We start from the raw sequence: 15,349 nt of genomic DNA on the forward strand, positions 1-15,349 counted from the left end.
GGCACGGCGCGCCCGATACACGACGGCGGCCCCTCGGGACCTGGTTGAGGTCCTGCGGGGCCGTCGTTCGTCGTGGGGCGCGGTTACTTCGAGGGCGCGCCGCCCGCGCCGAGCCGGGCGTCGATCCGGTCCAGCCGCTCCAGGACGGCGCTCAAATTCTCACCCTGCTGGTTCGTGGTCACCACGAGCTGGCCGACCACATCGGCAACCCCCTGCAACGTGCGGCTCTGTGCCTCCAGGGCCTTAGTGTGGGCATCCAGTACCTTGCCGTGCTCAACCTGTGTCTCGCGCAACGCGTTGAGTACCTGGGTGTGACCGCGCATGGTCGTGCGCATCTCCGCGACGTCCCGATCGGCCATGCCGGCCAGAGCCCGGGAGCTCGCCGCGTCCTCACGCAGGCGCGCCATCTCGGCCTCCAGCTCACGGCTACGGGCCTCCAACGCGTCCACCCGGCGCCTCAGCTCGTCCTCGTTCATGTCCACCATTCTCTCAGTTCGTGCCAACAGTCAGACCCTGGACAACCGTGCGTCCAAGGCCCGGCACTCACGGTAGGCGTCAGTCGGCCTGCGGAGCTCTTCGCGCCCGGAAACGATCACCTGGCGTTCGGCGCCTCACCAGCTGGACAAGAATCGTGACGGCTTTCGTGTACCGACGTTCCGCAAACGACAACGCGTTGCCGATACGGCAAGGGCCGCAACCGACCTCGCGGTTGCGGCCTCATGCGTTCGCAGAACGCCGTCCCGTAGGGGGATCAGAACAGGTCGCGGTACTGGTTGAGGCCAGTGCCGATCTTGACCCGGGACTTGAACGGCGAGGCTGCCTTGCCCGTGCCCTTGTACAGCCACAAGTTGCCCTTGGGGTCGCGGGCGAGGAGGTCGCTGTGGCCGTCGCCGTCGACGTCACCGGTGGCCACCAGCTTGTTGAACTGGTTCCAGCCGGAACCCACCTTCACGCGGGACGCGAACGGCTTCCGCGCATCGCCCGTGCCCTTGTACAGCCAGAGCACGCCCTGCTTGTCGCGGGCGACGATGTCCGGCTTGCGGTCGCCGGTCAGGTCGCCCTGGCCGGTGATTTGGCTGTACTGGCCCCAGCCGGAGCTGATCTTGACGCGCGGTGCGAGCGTGCCGTCCGCCTTGGTCTGGAAGCGCCAGAGGACGCCCTGCTTGTCGCGGGCCAGCAGGTCCGGGTGCTTGGCGCCGGTCAGGGTGCCGGGTGAGAAGGCAGTGTCGTACTGCCCCCAGCCGGTGGCCACCTTCTTGAGGCGCCCGTTGCGCCAGAGGTCCAGCCTGCCGTCGTCCATGACGTGGTACGCGCCGTCCTGGGCGCCGGTCAGATCGGGGTCGATCGAAATCCCGAACCTGAAGTGCGGCCATACATAGGCGCCCGACCGCTCGTAGAAGCCGCCCTTGTCGTCGGGCAGGTAGGCGTACATCTGGCCCGACGGCAGGATCCCGGACAGGAAGAAGGACGGTGCGGCGGGGGTCGGCTTGTGTCGCCCGGGTGCGGCGGTGGCCGTACCTGCGGCCGTGGCGGCCAGGGTGACGGCTGTTGCCACGGTGGCCAGGCGCGTCAGTCCACGTCGGCGGTGGGAAAGGTGCTTCACGGACACTCCTGTTGAAGAAGGTACATTGCGATCCTCGCACAGCCGTTGGGGCGCAAGCAGAGCGGCCCTTGCCGCTGCATGCCATCTGCCGGTAGTTACTTCTCAGTTGCTTACGGACTGGGGAGGAAGCGCGTGATGATGCGTATGCGCGGGGCGGTCTTCGCGGCAGGTCTGGCATCCGTGCTGCTGGTCGGCGGCTTACAGACACCGGCAACCGCGGCCGGGAAACCGGCAGTCACTGCCTTGCGGTCGTGTGCGGAACAGGGGCGCGTGCAGGTGTTCCGGCAAGGCGGCGTACCGCTGCTCGACTGGAGGGAGAACCTGGAGTTCGACGGGCTCGGCATGCTCTGGGTCTCGCACATCCTCAAGGGCCGGGTCGAGGGGTACGCCCCCGACGGCACGCTGAAGACCACCGTCCAGGTGAGCGGCCCCGGCGGAATCCGGCGCGGTCCGGACGGGATGATGTACGTCAACTACGGTGTGAATCCGCTCGCTCCGGACGGCGGCATCATGCGGTTCGATCCGACCGCCGCCAGGCCGAAGGCCGAGAAGGTGGTGGGCGGCACCCCCGGCATCAACGGCCTCGCGATCGACGCCGACGGAAACTTCTACCTCAGCCGTGAATTCGCCACCGGGATCCTCAAGATCCGCCCGGACGGCACGAGGGACGAGAAGTGGACGCGGGCCGCGAACGTCTTCGGCACCAACGGGCTGGAGATCGCCGGGGACCAGCTCTACGCGAGCGTCGTCACCAGCACCACGTCTCCGGTCGTACGCGTCCCCCTGAACGACCCTGCACACCACACCACGATCACCGAACTCAGCTCCAACCCACTGAAGTTGAAGCTCCTCGACGACCTCGCCTACGTCAACGGCGAACTGGTCGTCGCCTCATGGCGCGACGGCGAACTCATCCGCGTGAACCCGTCCACCGGCCACTCCTGCATCCTGGTGACCGGCCTGCACATGCCCACCAGCGTCCGCATCCCCCGCGGCTTCGGCACCAACGACCCGCGCCACGACCTGTTCGTGACGGAGGCGTCCGGCCGGATCGTGAAGGTGACGGTCGGCTGACTCATACCGGAGTATCAGTGGGGAATTGGCACCCGAGTAGGGCGCGCCCGCCGGTTCCCGATCCCTAGAGTCCTGGCGTCGGTCACCTCGCGGGAGGAACGGAAATGTCGCACAAGGGTAGTCAGTTGAGGCGCAGGGCCGCCGTCGCGATGTGCGCCCTGGCGCTCTGCGCGGCGCTGGAGGCCATCGCTCCCGCCGCCGGTGCCGTCGGCGTCTCCGCCCGGGTGCGGCTGCCCGAGCCCACCGGACCGTACGCGGTGGGGACGGTCACCCGGCAGTTCACCGACCCGGCCCGTAAGGACCCCTGGCACCCCGAGCACGGCCATCGCCAGGTGGCGGTGAGCTTCTGGTATCCGGCGGCGCGCGGTGGCGCCAACAGCCGCACCGTGCCACAGATGAGGCGTGACGCGGCGCTGCACTTCGGCTCCAAGGACGGCGCCGGGCACCGCAACTACGGCGTGCCGGCCGGGGCTGTGGACTGGACGGCCATCCGGACCCATGCCCGCCAGAACGCACCCCTGGCGGGCGACACCGGTGCGCGTCCGGTGGTGCTCTACTCCGCCGGGCTGGGCGACCCCCGCACCTGGAACACCACACTGGTGGAGGAGCTGGCCTCGCGCGGTTATGTGGTGGTCACCGTCGACCACACCTATGACTCCTCGGAAGTCGCCCTGGACCACGGCAGGTTGGCGACCTCGGTACTGCCCGGCTTCGTCGGCAAACCAGGTACCGATGTGGGGGCGCTGCTGCGCAAGGCGCTCAAGGCGCGGGTGGACGACACCCGTTTCGTCCTGGACCGGCTGGGCGACCGCGGCCTGCGCGGCCGGCTGCCGCGGGGGCTGGCCCAAGCCATGGACCTGCGGAACATCGCCATGGTGGGGCAATCGGCGGGCGGCTTCACCGCCCTGCAGGCGATGCATGACGACCGCCGGATCAAGGCCGCCGTCGATATGGACGGGACGCTGGCCTTTCCCGGCCCGGACGGCACCGGAAGCCACCTCAGCGAGGTTTCACGGGAGGGCTTGGACCGGCCCTTCCTGCTGATGGGCACGGACGCCGCCGACTCCGGTCCGTACCAGCGCCAGCCCTCCTGGAAGTCACTGTGGCAACACTCGCACGGCTGGCGCGGTGACCTCACGCTGACCGCTTCCGAGCATGGCGCCTATACGGACGCGGCACCGCTGCTGCCCCAGGCCGCCCGGCAGCACGCAGTGTCCTGGGGGACGGTACGCAAGGACATCGGCACCGTACGGCCGTGGCGGGCGGTCGAGGCCACGCGGGCCTATGTCGCCTCGTTCCTCGACCGGTTCCTGCGGGGCCACAACGACCGGCTGCTGGATGGGCGTTCGTCCCGCTTCCCGGAGATGCGGATCAGCGTCCGGAGTCATTGAGTCCGACTGATGAAGGACGCCCAGCTTGCGGTCTGGAATGTGAGGGCGCGGCCCTCGTCCGGTACTCGATCAGTGTCGGCATGGGTCACAGCGCTGCGAAGTCCTTCGCTACGGACTCAAGGAGCTCAAGAGACGCGGCTGGTGGAAGAGCAACAGCTCTGACGAGGTCAAAGCGCTGCCAAGTGCGTTCTACGAGTTCCGGGTCCTCGATGAGTTGTCCGGAGCACGCTCCTTCGGTGTAAGCGACAGCCGGCCCCTCACGGAAGTCCATGAGCTGGACCATGCTGTCCATGAACGCTTCGGACATGCGGGCGAACGGGAGCACCTGAACCACCACTCGGGACCGCTGAGCCATATCAGTCAGGTGGCGGAGCTGTTCACGCATCACGGCCGGGCCGCCGATGTGAGCCGGCAGGGTCGACTCAGGCAGGATCGACCAGTGCACTGGGTGGGATGGGTCGTCAAAGAGGTGCTGACGGGCCATCCGAGCTTCTACCCATTCCTCAAGCTGTCTTGACGGGGCGAAAGGGTTGGCAGCGCTGCTGATGGCGTGCGTGTAACTGGCTGTCTGCAGTAGGCCGGGGACGAGTACGGGTGAGTACAGGTTGATCGTCTTCGCCTTGGGCTCCAACTCCACGGATTCCACGGCGTAGTCAGCGATCTTCGACTTACGCGCCAGGCGACACAGCCGCTGAAGGTACTCACCACTGCCGAGTGCCTCATCGAAGGCCTTGGACAACTCCAACTGCGGGCGTCTGATGGCAGCTTCAAATTGCCCGACGTACGAACCGGAACAGAATGCGAGCGCTCCGAGCGCCGCTTGGGTAAGGCCTGCGGCCTCACGCAAGCGGCAGAGTTCAGAGCCGTAGAACGCGCGCGGATCCGCGTATGGATCCTTGTCCTTGGAGTGGTTCACCCTATCGAGGGTAGTGTGAACCACTCACTCGGTAAGGAGAGTCAGAACAGCAGCCGGTACTGGTTCCAGTCCGAACCGGCGAGCTTCACCGGGGACTTGTAGGGCGAGGACGCCTTGCCCGTGCCCTTGTACAGCCACAGCGCGCCCTTGCCGTCGATGGCGAGCAGGTCGGCGTGGCTGTCGCCGTTCACGTCGCCGGTGGCGACGAGCCGGGTGTACTGGTTCCAGCCGCCGCTGATCTTCGTACGGTCACGGAAGGGCTTCTTCGCGTTGCCGGTGCCCTGGTAGAGCCAGAGGACGCCCTGCTTGTCGCGGGCGACGATGTCGGTCTTGCCGTCGCCGGTCAGGTCGCCGCGGCCGGTGATCTGGGTGTGCTGGCCCCAGCCGGAACCGACCCTGATGCGGGGCGAGAGCTTGGCGAAGTCCTTGCCGGGCAGCTTGTTGTTGCCGAGGTGGAGCCACAGGACGCCCGACCGGTCGCGGGTGAGGATGTCGGAGCCGGTCGAGCCGCCCAGGTTGCCGGGGCTGAAGAAGACGTCGTAACCGCCCCAGCCGCCCGCCACCTTGGACGCGTGGCCGGCCCGGCCCTGGTAGAGGACGTCACCGCTTGTGGTGAGGGAGTACGAGCCGTCGGCGTAGCCGTCCCGGTCGTGGTCGACCAGGGTCTCCGCCTTGGTCTTCCGCCACCAGGAGCCGTCCGTGCTGTCGACGAGCTTCAACCCGCCCTTGCCGTCGGGGCGGTACACCCGGAACTGGCCGGAGGCGGTGACCCCTTCGACCGGGAGCAGGGGTGCGTTCGCGGTCGGCTTGGTGAAGCCCGCGACGGTGCGCTGCGGGGCGCTGCGCAGCGTGGCCGGAGCGTCGGACGGGGTGTCGGCCAGGGCCGTGCCGGCGGTGATGCCCACGAGCGCGGCGGCGGCGATGGCGGTGGACAGGGCGTGCGACAGGGCGCGTTGTGCGATGCGAGTCATCTAGGACTCTCCCCCCAGGAGAGACGGATGGTCAGAGAACAGGGCCGCACCCCGTTCGTGGAGTGCGGCCCTGCGGTGTTATGCCGGGATCGGATCAGAAGACCAGGCGGTACTCGTTGAAGCCCGAGCCGACCTTCACCGGGGACTTGAAGGGAGAGGAGGCCTTGCCCGTGCCCTTGAAGAGCCAGAGGGCACCCTTCTTGTCCACGGCGAGCAGGTCGCTGTGGCCGTCGCCGTCCACGTCACCGGTGGAGACCAGCTTGGTGTACTGGTTCCAGCCACCGCTGATCTTCGAGCGGCCCGTGAACGGCTTGTTGATGTTGCCGGTGCCCTTGTAGAGCCACAGCACGCCCGACTTGTCGCGGGCGACGATGTCGGTCTTGCCGTCGCCGGTCAGGTCGCCGCGGCCGGCGATCGCGGTGAACTGGCCCCAGCCGCCGCCGACCTTCTTGCGAGCCCCCAGCTCGCCGGAGATCTTGCCCGGGTAGACCCAGAGCACGCCCGACTTGTCGCGCGCGAGGAGGTCGGAGTCCTTGGAGCCGCCCAGGTCGCCGGGGGACAGGATGGTGTCGTACTGGCCCCAGTTGGAGCCGACCTGGAAGGCGCCGCCGTCGAACTTGTAGAAGGCCTGGTTGCTCTTGTGGAGCATGTACATGCCCGCGTAGCCGCCCCAGGTGCCGTGGACCTGGGTGGCCATCTTGAAGCTCTTCCAGGCCTCACGGGACTTCGCGTTGTTGGAGGCCGCCTTGCGGGGCTTGAAGCCGCCCTTGCCGTTGGGGACGTAGGCGAAGTACTCGCCCTTGTTGTTGACGGCGTTGACGACGAGCAGCGGAGCCGCGCTGCTGGGCTGGGCCGTACCGGCGAGGGCCTTGACGTTCTGCGGAACGGTCTGCGCGACGGTCTCCGGCATGGCGACGGGGCTGTCGGCCAGGGCCGTGCCGGCGGTCGCGCCGACCAGGGTGACGGCGATCGCCGCGGTGACGAGACGCGGCAGAGCGCGGCGGGTGGTGTTGGTCACGTGAAATCCCCCCATGAAAAATCGTGAACACAATGCGACGCGCCCCGCCGGAGCGAAGCGCGCCAACACCATTATGTGGATCCTTTCACAACCTTTTCACCTGTCAACGTGTTTAACGTGACTCAAACGGCACCCGGCGACCCCAACAACTCCACCTCGGCGAGGGTCGCCTCGCCTCCTGTCACCCGCAGCCGGTAGTGGGCGTACGAGCCGGTGGTGCGCAGGGCGAAGACGCGGGTCTGCCGGTCCCAGGGGAAGAACTCGCCCGCGCGCTGGTCGACTTCGGTCCATGACCGTCCGTCCGCCGAGCCTTCGAGGACCCAGCCGTGCGGGGCCTTGGCCCGCTCGGCGGAGGTGAGGGTGTAGGAGGTCACGCGGGAGCCCGGGGCCACGTTGAACTGGGCGGTCGTGAAGGTGGCCGCCGTGCGCGAGGAACGGTCGGTCAGGGCCGAGCCGTCGGGGACGGTCACGTCGGCGTCGGGGGAGGGCACCCGGTCGTCGCGGGTGATGGAGGTGGGGCCGGCGTCGGGGGCGGTGGCCCAGGCGGACGGCTTCGGGCCCATGTCGAACTCCAGGGTCGCGCCCGCCGCGAGGAGGGAGTGCGGGAGGGCGGTGGAGTTCCAGGGTTTGCCGTTGACACGCAGGCCCTGGACGTAGATGTTGCGGGCGCTGTTGCCCGGAGCCTTGACCACCAGGTCGTGGCCGTTCTCCAGGTGCACGGTCGCCTTGGTGAACAGCGGTGAGCCGACGGCGTATTCGGCCTGCCCCATGACCAGTGGGTAGAAGCCCAGTGCGCTGAAGACGTACCAGGCCGACATCTCGCCGTTGTCCTCGTCACCCGGGTAGCCCTGGCCGATCTCGCTGCCGGTGTAGAGGCGGGAGAGGACTTCGCGGACCTTCTCCTGGGTCTTCCAGGGCTGCCCGGCCGCGTCGTAGAGATAAGCGATGTGGTGCGAGGGCTGGTTGCTGTGGCCGTACATGCCCATACGGACGTCCCGGGCTTCGGTCATCTCGTGGATGATGCCGCCGTACGAACCGGCGAATTCAGGTGCGCCGGTTTCCGGGGTGGCGAAGAAGGTGTCGAGCTTCTTCGCCAGGCCCGCGCGGCCGCCGTAGAGATTGGCCAGGCCGCGGGTGTCCTGGGGCACGGTGAAGGCGAAGTTCCAGCCGTTCGTCTCGGTGTAGTCGTAACCCCAGACCCGGGGGTCGTAGGTGTCGGGCTGCATCCGCCAGGCGCCGTTGTCGTCGCGGCCCTGGAAGAAGCCGATGCGGCGGTCGAAGTGCCGGACGTAATTCCGCGCGCGGTTCAGGAAGTAGGCGGATTCCTCGCGGTAGTGGGTCTTGTGGGTTTTGGCATAGAGCGCCTCGGCCATTTTCGCCAGGCCGAAGTCGTTGATGTATCCGTCGACGGCCCAGGACATCCCCTCCCGGGTGGTGGTGCTCGTCCAGCCGCGGAAGACGGAGGTGTCCATGCCCTTGCGGCCGGTGCCGGGATTCGCGGGCGCCACGGTCGCGTTCTTGAGCGCGGCCTGGTACGCCGCCTCGGCGTCCATGGGTACGCCCTTCACATAGGCGTCGGCGAAGGCGATGTCCGAACTGGTGCCGGTCATGAGGTCGGCATAGCCGGGCGAGGACCAGCGGGTGGTCCAGCCGCCGTCCTTGTACTGCTGCACGAAGCCGTCGACGAGCTTGCCCGCCTGGCGCGGGGCGAAGAGGGAGTACGCGGGCCAGGTGGTGCGGTAGGTGTCCCAGAAGCCGTTGTTGACGTACACCTCGCCGTCGACGATCTTCGCGCCGGTACGGGTGGAGGTGGAGGTGCCGGTGGGCGGGGAGAAGGGGCTGGCGTAGCGGGGGCGGGGGTGGTCTGCGGAGCCGGTGTTCTCGAAGCCCGAATTGGGATACAGGTAGAGCCGGTAGAGGTTGGAGTAGAGCGTCGTGAGCTGGTCGCGGCTCGCGCCCTCGACCTCGATACGGCCGAGGAGGGCGTCCCACGCGGCGCGGGCCCGGTCGTGGACGCGGTCGAACGAGGTGTCCTCGGGGATCTCCTGCTCGAGGTTGGCCCTGGCCTGGTCGACGCTGATGAGCGAGGTCGCGATGCGCAGGGTGACGGTGCGGGTGTTCTCCGGGCGGAAGCGCAAGTAGCCCGTGACGTTGGAGCCGCCTCCGCCGGGGAGCCTGCCGCTCGCGGTCACGGGGGCGTCGAAGACGCCGTGAACGAACAGGCGGGTGGCGCCCGTTGACAGTCCGCTCCGCACGTCCGACCAGCCGCTGAACTCGCCGCGCTCGGGGTCGAGGGTCAGACCGCCGTGGTTGTTGACGTTGTCAAGGATGACGCTGGCGTCCTCACCCGGAAAGGTGAATCGCATCATCGCGGCATGGTCGGTGGGCACGATCTCGGTCTTGAGCCCGTTGTCGAAGGTGACGCCATAGTAGTGCGGCTTCGCGGTCTCGCGCGCGTGATGGAAGGGGAGGGCACGGGCGGTGCGCGAGGCGTCGGGGGTGCCGGCCGCCGCGGAGGGCATCACCTGGAAGGTCTGCCGGTCGCCCATCCACGGGCTCGGCTGATGGCTCGCGCCGAAGGCCTGGATGGTGGGGAGGTTGTCGGCGTTGTTGCCGGCCGCGTACTGGTAGAGCCAGGTCAGGGAGCCCGCGTCGGTCATGGGCGTCCAGAAGTTGAAGCCATGGGGGAGGGCGGTGGCGGGGAAGGTGTTGCCGCGGGAGAAGCTCGAACTGGAGAGGGTGCCACGGGTGGTGAGGGCGTAGTCCGAGGGGTGTGCGGGTGCCTGCTCCTCCGGGGCGGGGGCGAGGGAGATGTCGTCGATCCAGCCGCGGAACTTCGCGGGGCCCTCGGGGGAGTCATAGGCGATGAGCACGCGGGCCACGGTCTTGCCCGCCGCGACGGAGCCGATCAGCGACTCCTTGTTGTTCCACTGGTTGACGTAGAGCGTCTTGGAGTCGGCCTGGCCCTGCGGGGTCAGCAGGGCTCCGTGCTGGTCGCGCGCGCCGAGCTCGCTGAGGTAGGTGCCGTCGGTGAAGGCGAGGTCGAGGGCGACATGGGTGGCGGGGTAGCGCGGGTCGCGCTCGGGCATGGCCGGGAAGATTTTGTACGACAGCAGGGTGCGCGGCGTGACCCTGGTGTGCACGGCGAAGACCTTGTTGTACGCGTAGGCGCGCCCGTGGGCCTTGTGGGTGCCCCCGTAGCGCAGGGCGTGGGTGCCGGTGAAGCCCGCCCGGGCTTTGGCCGTGGGCGAGCCGCTCGGGCCGTGGTCCACATAGCTGCGCATGCCGGGGGGAGGCGGGGGGCTCGTGCGGTCGGTGGCGAACTGGACCTCGGCGAGCTGGATGATGTCCTCGCCGCCGTTGCGGGTTATGTCGAGGCGGTACTGCCGGTAGGAGGCGGTGTTGGTGAAGGAGAACTCCCGGGTCTGGAGCCGCTTTTCGAAGACCTCGCCCTTGCGGGTGTCGAGGACGGTCCAGTTCCGGCCGTCGTCGGAGCCCTTGAGCGTCCAGTCCCTGGGGTCGCGTCCGGGGGCGTCGTTGGCGGAGGTCAGCGCGTACCGCACGGCCTTGACGGGCTCGGAGAATCCGAACTCCAGCCAGGCCGTCCGCTGGAAGGTCAGCCATTTGGTGCCGATCTCCCCGTCGACCAGGTTCTCCTTGACCTCGCCGCCCTCCCGGTTCTCGCCGCTGGCGCGGACCTCGGCGATCCTGTCGGTCACGCTGCCCGGGATGCCGCTGGTGTCGCCGCCGTCGACCCCGGATGCCTTCGCGCGTCCGTCCCGCCCGGTCTCGGCGGTGTCGCGCCAGTCGGGCTGTGGCTCACCCGGCTCGAAGGAGGAGCTGAAGCGGTCCTGGCCGCCCTCGGCGCGGGGAGTGCCGCCCGGGGCCGCGAGGGCCCCGCCCGGGGCGATCTGAGAGACCGTCACCAGCATGGTGGCCACGAGGAGGGCCGCGGCGCGGGGGGCGGGCATGCGGCGGCGGTGTCCGAGTCTCGGTCTCATTCCCTGCCTCTCCAAAGCTGACAACGTTGTCACCCTGGTTGCGCAATGCTAAGTAGGTCTCGGGAGGGCAGTGGTGTCAAGGGTTTTGGAGGGGGTGTCGCCGGATGTCGGCGAGGTCTCAACTAGGGAAAGACTGATGGCCAAAACTGCTTTCGATCTTGCCCAGTTGATATGAAGTGGACTATACCTGTCGGCGTCCGGGGCGGCTCCGCGCTGCCCGTGACGGACCGGGGGAGGGCGGCGGGCGGCACGGCCCGGACACTTCCCCGCGGCGCACACCCAGCACGTCAAGCTTCAACTGACCCGCGGTGTCGGGCCCTTCGTCGATGGCGAGTTCGCAGGGGAGACCGCTACACCGCCTGAGTCCTGGAGAAGGCGAGGACTTGAGCATGGGATCCACCTCGGAATTCAGCCGTCGCGATCTGATCAAGCGGGCCGCGGCGATCGGCCTGATCTCGGTGCCGGCCATGAGCGTGCTGAGCGCCTGCGCGAGCGGCAGTGACGACGATGACAAGCCGGTCGACAAGGGGCAGAAGAGCGCCAAGAACCCTCTCGGTGTCAATGAGAAGGCGCCACTTGACGTCGTCATCTTCGACGGCGGATTCGGCCAGCAGTATGCGAAGGACGCGGAGAACCTCTACAAGTCCGCATTCCCCGGCGCCGAGATCAAGCACTCGGCCACCCAGGACATCTCGCCCCAGCTCCAGCCGCGCTTCAACGGCGGCACCCCGCCGGACCTCATCGACAACTCCGGTGCCAAGCAGATGGACATGGGCACCCTGGTCGGCCAGCAGCAGCTCGCCGATCTCAACGCCCTGCTCGACGCCCCCTCCGTCGACGACCCGAAGAAGAAGGTGCGCGACACCCTGCGCCCGGGCGTCGTGGAAATGGGCCAGTTCGACGGCAGCGAGACCTGGATCCTCTACTACGCCTACACCGTCTACGGCGTCTGGTATTCGAAGACCAATCTGCAGAAGCTCGACGCCCAATACCCCGAGACCTGGGACGAGATGCTGGCCCTCTGCGAGAAGGCCAAGAAGAAGGGCATCGCCGGCTGGACGTACGCGGGCAAGTACCCGTACTACGTCCCGTTCAGCCTCTACCCCTTCATCGGCAAGATCGGCGGCGTCGAGGTCCTGAACAGGATCGACAACCTCGAGCCGAACGCCTGGAAGGACCCCGCGGTCAAGGCCGCCTTCGAGGCGTACTACGAGCTCTACAAGAAGGGTTACATCCTCCAGGGCACCCCCGGCCTCGACCACATCCAGTCGCAGACCGCCTGGACCGAGGGCAAGGCGCTGTTCATCCCCAACGGCTCCTGGGTGGAGAACGAGGCGAAGAAAACCACCCCCAAGGACTTCCGGATGGCGGTCGGCGCCCCCTCGGGCCTCGACAAGAACGACAAGCTGCCGTTCGGCACCCTGTGGGCCTCCGGCGGCGAGCCGTTCATCGTGCCGAAGAAGGCCAAGAACCCGGCGGGCGGCATGGAGTTGCTGCGCATCATGCTCGGCAAGCAGTCCTCGCAGAACTTCATCAAGGCGGTCTCCTCGCTGACCTCCTTCAACGGCGGCACCGACGGGCTCACCCTGCCGCCGGGCCTGGCCTCCTCCCAGGACGCCCTCACCAAGGCCGGGAAGAACGTGCTCAATCCGCGGCTCCAGGACTGGTACGTCGCCCTGCAGAAGGAGAAGATCGGCGTGGGCGCCCTCGGCGAGATGATGGCGGGCCGCCTGACCCCCGACGATGCCATCAAGAAGATCCAGAAGTACGCCGACGACACCGCGAAGGACAGCGCCGTCAAGAAGTACAAGCACAAGTAACCGGGGTCGTGAGCCATGCAGCACGGTAAGTACCGCTTCATCGCCGGTTTTCTGCTGGTGCCACTGGTGATCTACGGGGTCTTCGTCATCTCCCCGTTCGTCCAGGCCATCTACTACTCCTTCACCAACTGGACGGGGCTGAGTTCGAAGTTCTCGATGACCGGTCTCGAGAACTACCAACGGCTCTGGGACGACGAGGTGTTCTGGAAGGCCGTCGGGCACAACGTGCTGCTGCTCCTGGTGCTGCCGCTGGTCACACTCGGACTGGGCCTGTTCTTCGCCTTCATGCTCAACGTCGGCGGCCGTCGCACCAAGCACGCGGCGGTCGCCGGCGTCCGGGGATCCGGCTTCTACAAGATCGTCTACTTCTTCCCGCAGGTGCTCTCGCTCGCGATCGTGGCTCTGCTCTTCCAGTTCGCCTACAACCCCAACAGCGGCGCCATCAACTCCCTCCTGAGCGCCGTCGGCCTGGACTCGGTGCAGCCCGACTGGCTGGGCGACCCGGACCTCGCCCTGTGGTGCGTCACCGCGGTGATGGTGTGGAGCAACGTCGGCTTCTATGTGGTGCTGTTCTCGGCCGGCATGGCCTCCATCCCCAAGGACTTCTACGAGGCCGCCCTGCTCGACGGCGCCAACCGCGTCCAGACCTTCTTCCGGATCACGCTGCCGCTGTTGTGGGACACGGTCCAGACCGGCTGGGTCTACATGGGCATCATGGCGCTCGACGGCTTCGCCTTCGTGCAGATCATGACCATGGGGCCGGGCGGCCCGGACTACTCCACCGAGCTGCTGTCCTACTACCTCTACACCAAGGCCTTCCGTGACGGGCAGGCCGGATACGCGACGACCGTCGGGGTCGCGCTGCTCATCGTCACCATGATCTTCGCGGGCATCGTCATGAAGCTCGGCAGGCGCGAACGGCTGGAGTTCTGATGTCCGTACGTACCGAACAGCCGCCGGAGGGCGGCATCGTGACCGCACCGGCCGAGCCCGCACGGACGCGGGCACGGACGGACGGCGAGGGCAGGGTCCTCAACGTCTTCTCGCACGGCATCCTGGTGATCTGGGGCCTGATGGTCACCCTGCCGCTGCTGTGGGCGGTGATGAGCGCCTTCAAGACGGACAAGGAGATCTTCACCTCGCCCTGGTCGCTGCCGAAGGGGCTGCACTTCGACGCCTGGAGCCGCGCCTGGGGCAAGGCGCACATGAGCGAGTACTTCCTCAACTCGCTGATCGTGGTGGCCGGTTCGCTCGTCGGCACCATGCTTCTGGGCTCGATGGCGGCCTATGTGCTGGCCCGCTTCGACTTCCCGGGAAACCGCTTCATCTATTTCCTGTTCGTGGGCGGGATGAGCTTTCCCGTCATCCTGGCGCTCGTCCCGCTGTTCTTCGTGATGAAGAACATGCAGCTGCTCAACACCTATCCCGGCCTGATCCTGGTCTACATCGCCTATTCGCTGCCGTTCACGGTCTTCTTCCTCACCGGCTTCTTCAAGACGCTGCCCACGTCGGTGGCCGAGGCGGCCATGATCGACGGGGCCTCGCACACCCGGACCTTCTTCCAGATCATGCTGCCGATGGCCAAGCCCGGCCTGATCAGCGTCGGGATCTTCAACTTCCTGGGCCAGTGGAACCAGTACCTGCTCCCCACCGTGCTCAACGTCGGCGACGAGAACAAACGGCTGCTGCCCCAGGGGCTGGTCGCCCTGGCCGCCAGCCAGCAGTACAAGGGGGACTGGTCGGGGCTCTTCGCGGGGCTGGTGATGGCGATGCTGCCGGTGCTCGCCGCCTATATCGTCTTCCAGCGGCAGGTCCAGGCCGGGCTCACGGCGGGTGCGCTGAAATAGCCGGAACAGCTGATCAGCACAGGGCTCAGCACAGAGTGAACCAGACCGCCTTCCCGGTGCCCTGTGCCGCCGGGGCGACGCCCCACGCCGCGGCGAAGCTGTCGATCAGCGTGAGCCCCCGGCCCGACTCCTCGTCGAGCCCGGCGCTGCGCGGGGCGGGGGCCTCGGGGCCGGCATCGTGCACGTCGATGCGCAGGGTCCGCGAGCGGCAGCTGAGATAGACCGTCACCGGGGACTTCGCGTGCACCACGCCGTTGGTGACCAGCTCGGTGGCCAACAGGCAGGCGGTGTCGGCGAGATCGTGCCGTCCGTGGTGCTTCAGGGCGAGCCGGAGCGAGCTGCGCACGAGGCCGATCATCCAGGGCTGTGCCGGGATCCGTAGGGTGTACCACCAGTCCGCGGTGGCCAGTTGAGGGTCCTCGCACATTGCCGTGCTCCGTTCCTTGAGATCGCCGAAGTGCCCAACTATCCGACAGATGCGCCGTGATGGGGACGCGGGCGGTCGCGGTGCGGCGGCGGGTATGTCGGGCGAACATGCCGCTGAAGCGCGCGGCACAGGGACAGGGCAGGATCAGCCGGACGGGGAGCGGGCCGCACGGGATTCGCCCCTTCGTGTGATGTGGCCTGCCGCCGGTGCTCATCGGTCACAGGGGCCCCGGGGTCGGGGCCCGGCCCCCGCTCGTACGATGTGGAAGCTCGGTGTGCCGG

Annotated in this window: 12 protein-coding genes; 5 read left to right on the forward strand and 7 right to left on the reverse strand. The window is 67.7% G+C overall.

Translation table 11 applies throughout. The annotated features are described in order from the left end of the window. Nucleotides 1-83: 83 nt before the first annotated feature. Nucleotides 84-476: a hypothetical protein gene (locus ACV530_RS06460; protein WP_494331282.1), complete on the reverse strand. Its 393-nt coding sequence runs from the start codon at nucleotides 474-476 to the stop codon at nucleotides 84-86. A 275-nt stretch (nucleotides 477-751) separates the two neighbouring features. Next, nucleotides 752-1,603: an FG-GAP repeat domain-containing protein gene (locus ACV530_RS06465; RefSeq protein ID WP_494331283.1), complete on the reverse strand. Its 852-nt coding sequence runs from the start codon at nucleotides 1,601-1,603 to the stop codon at nucleotides 752-754. Nucleotides 1,604-1,738: 135 nt separating this feature from the next. On the opposite strand from ACV530_RS06465, the gene ACV530_RS06470 reads away from it, so the two are divergent. Together ACV530_RS06470 and ACV530_RS06475 are read left to right on the forward strand one after the other, a co-directional pair. Then, a complete protein-coding gene (locus ACV530_RS06470) occupies nucleotides 1,739-2,677 on the forward strand; it encodes an SMP-30/gluconolactonase/LRE family protein (RefSeq protein ID WP_494331284.1) in 939 nt (312 codons plus the stop codon). A 104-nt stretch (nucleotides 2,678-2,781) separates the two neighbouring features. Further along, nucleotides 2,782-4,068, forward strand: a complete 1,287-nt coding sequence (locus tag ACV530_RS06475; RefSeq protein ID WP_494331285.1) for an alpha/beta hydrolase family protein — start codon at nucleotides 2,782-2,784, stop codon at nucleotides 4,066-4,068. Between the two features lie 85 nt (nucleotides 4,069-4,153). Here ACV530_RS06475 and ACV530_RS06480 read toward each other — a convergent pair whose 3' ends face one another. From ACV530_RS06480 to ACV530_RS06495, 4 genes are all read right to left on the reverse strand, one after another. Then, on the reverse strand, nucleotides 4,154-4,984 hold the full coding sequence (locus ACV530_RS06480) for a helix-turn-helix domain-containing protein (protein ID WP_494331286.1): 831 nt from the start codon (nucleotides 4,982-4,984) through the stop codon (nucleotides 4,154-4,156). Nucleotides 4,985-5,025: 41 nt separating this feature from the next. Beyond that, nucleotides 5,026-5,955: an FG-GAP repeat domain-containing protein gene (locus ACV530_RS06485; protein ID WP_494331287.1), complete on the reverse strand. Its 930-nt coding sequence runs from the start codon at nucleotides 5,953-5,955 to the stop codon at nucleotides 5,026-5,028. Between the two features lie 94 nt (nucleotides 5,956-6,049). After that, complete coding sequence (locus ACV530_RS06490) at nucleotides 6,050-6,973, reverse strand: FG-GAP repeat domain-containing protein (RefSeq protein WP_494331288.1); 924 nt, start codon at nucleotides 6,971-6,973, stop codon at nucleotides 6,050-6,052. A 122-nt stretch (nucleotides 6,974-7,095) separates the two neighbouring features. Next, nucleotides 7,096-10,974, reverse strand: a complete 3,879-nt coding sequence (locus ACV530_RS06495; RefSeq protein ID WP_494331289.1) for a GH92 family glycosyl hydrolase — start codon at nucleotides 10,972-10,974, stop codon at nucleotides 7,096-7,098. Nucleotides 10,975-11,363: 389 nt separating this feature from the next. Here ACV530_RS06495 and ngcE point away from each other — a divergent pair, with 389 nt between their 5' ends. The 3 genes from ngcE to ACV530_RS06510 are packed head-to-tail and all read left to right on the forward strand — an operon-like array spanning nucleotide 11,364 to nucleotide 14,641. After that, nucleotides 11,364-12,794, forward strand: a complete 1,431-nt coding sequence (ngcE, locus tag ACV530_RS06500) for an N-acetylglucosamine/diacetylchitobiose ABC transporter substrate-binding protein (protein WP_494331290.1) — start codon at nucleotides 11,364-11,366, stop codon at nucleotides 12,792-12,794. A gap of 15 nt (nucleotides 12,795-12,809) precedes the next feature. Further along, on the forward strand, nucleotides 12,810-13,727 hold the full coding sequence (locus ACV530_RS06505; protein ID WP_494331291.1) for a carbohydrate ABC transporter permease: 918 nt from the start codon (nucleotides 12,810-12,812) through the stop codon (nucleotides 13,725-13,727). Then, nucleotides 13,727-14,641: a carbohydrate ABC transporter permease gene (locus ACV530_RS06510; protein WP_494331292.1), complete on the forward strand. Its 915-nt coding sequence runs from the start codon at nucleotides 13,727-13,729 to the stop codon at nucleotides 14,639-14,641. Before ACV530_RS06505 ends, ACV530_RS06510 begins: the two co-directional genes overlap by 1 nt. 25 nt (nucleotides 14,642-14,666) lie before the next feature. Here the strand turns inward: ACV530_RS06510 and ACV530_RS06515 are convergent, their stop codons facing one another. Next, a complete protein-coding gene (locus tag ACV530_RS06515) occupies nucleotides 14,667-15,068 on the reverse strand; it encodes an ATP-binding protein (protein WP_494331293.1) in 402 nt (133 codons plus the stop codon). Between the last annotated feature and the right edge of the window lie 281 nt (nucleotides 15,069-15,349).

Source organism: Streptomyces sp. SX-6, from assembly GCF_059089585.1.

Bases quoted from the DNA above. Each gene is read 5' to 3' on its own strand.
- ACV530_RS06460 (WP_494331282.1), bottom strand. From the start codon at position 476: ATGAACGAGGACGAGCTGAGGCGCCGGGTGGACGCGTTGGAGGCCCGT.
- ACV530_RS06470 (WP_494331284.1), top strand. From the start codon at position 1,739: ATGATGCGTATGCGCGGGGCGGTCTTCGCGGCAGGTCTGGCATCCGTG.
- ACV530_RS06475 (WP_494331285.1), top strand. From the start codon at position 2,782: ATGTCGCACAAGGGTAGTCAGTTGAGGCGCAGGGCCGCCGTCGCGATG.
- ACV530_RS06485 (WP_494331287.1), bottom strand. From the start codon at position 5,955: ATGACTCGCATCGCACAACGCGCCCTGTCGCACGCCCTGTCCACCGCC.
- ACV530_RS06495 (WP_494331289.1), bottom strand. From the start codon at position 10,974: ATGAGACCGAGACTCGGACACCGCCGCCGCATGCCCGCCCCCCGCGCC.
- ngcE (WP_494331290.1), top strand. From the start codon at position 11,364: ATGGGATCCACCTCGGAATTCAGCCGTCGCGATCTGATCAAGCGGGCC.
- ACV530_RS06505 (WP_494331291.1), top strand. From the start codon at position 12,810: ATGCAGCACGGTAAGTACCGCTTCATCGCCGGTTTTCTGCTGGTGCCA.
- ACV530_RS06510 (WP_494331292.1), top strand. From the start codon at position 13,727: ATGTCCGTACGTACCGAACAGCCGCCGGAGGGCGGCATCGTGACCGCA.
- ACV530_RS06515 (WP_494331293.1), bottom strand. From the start codon at position 15,068: ATGTGCGAGGACCCTCAACTGGCCACCGCGGACTGGTGGTACACCCTA.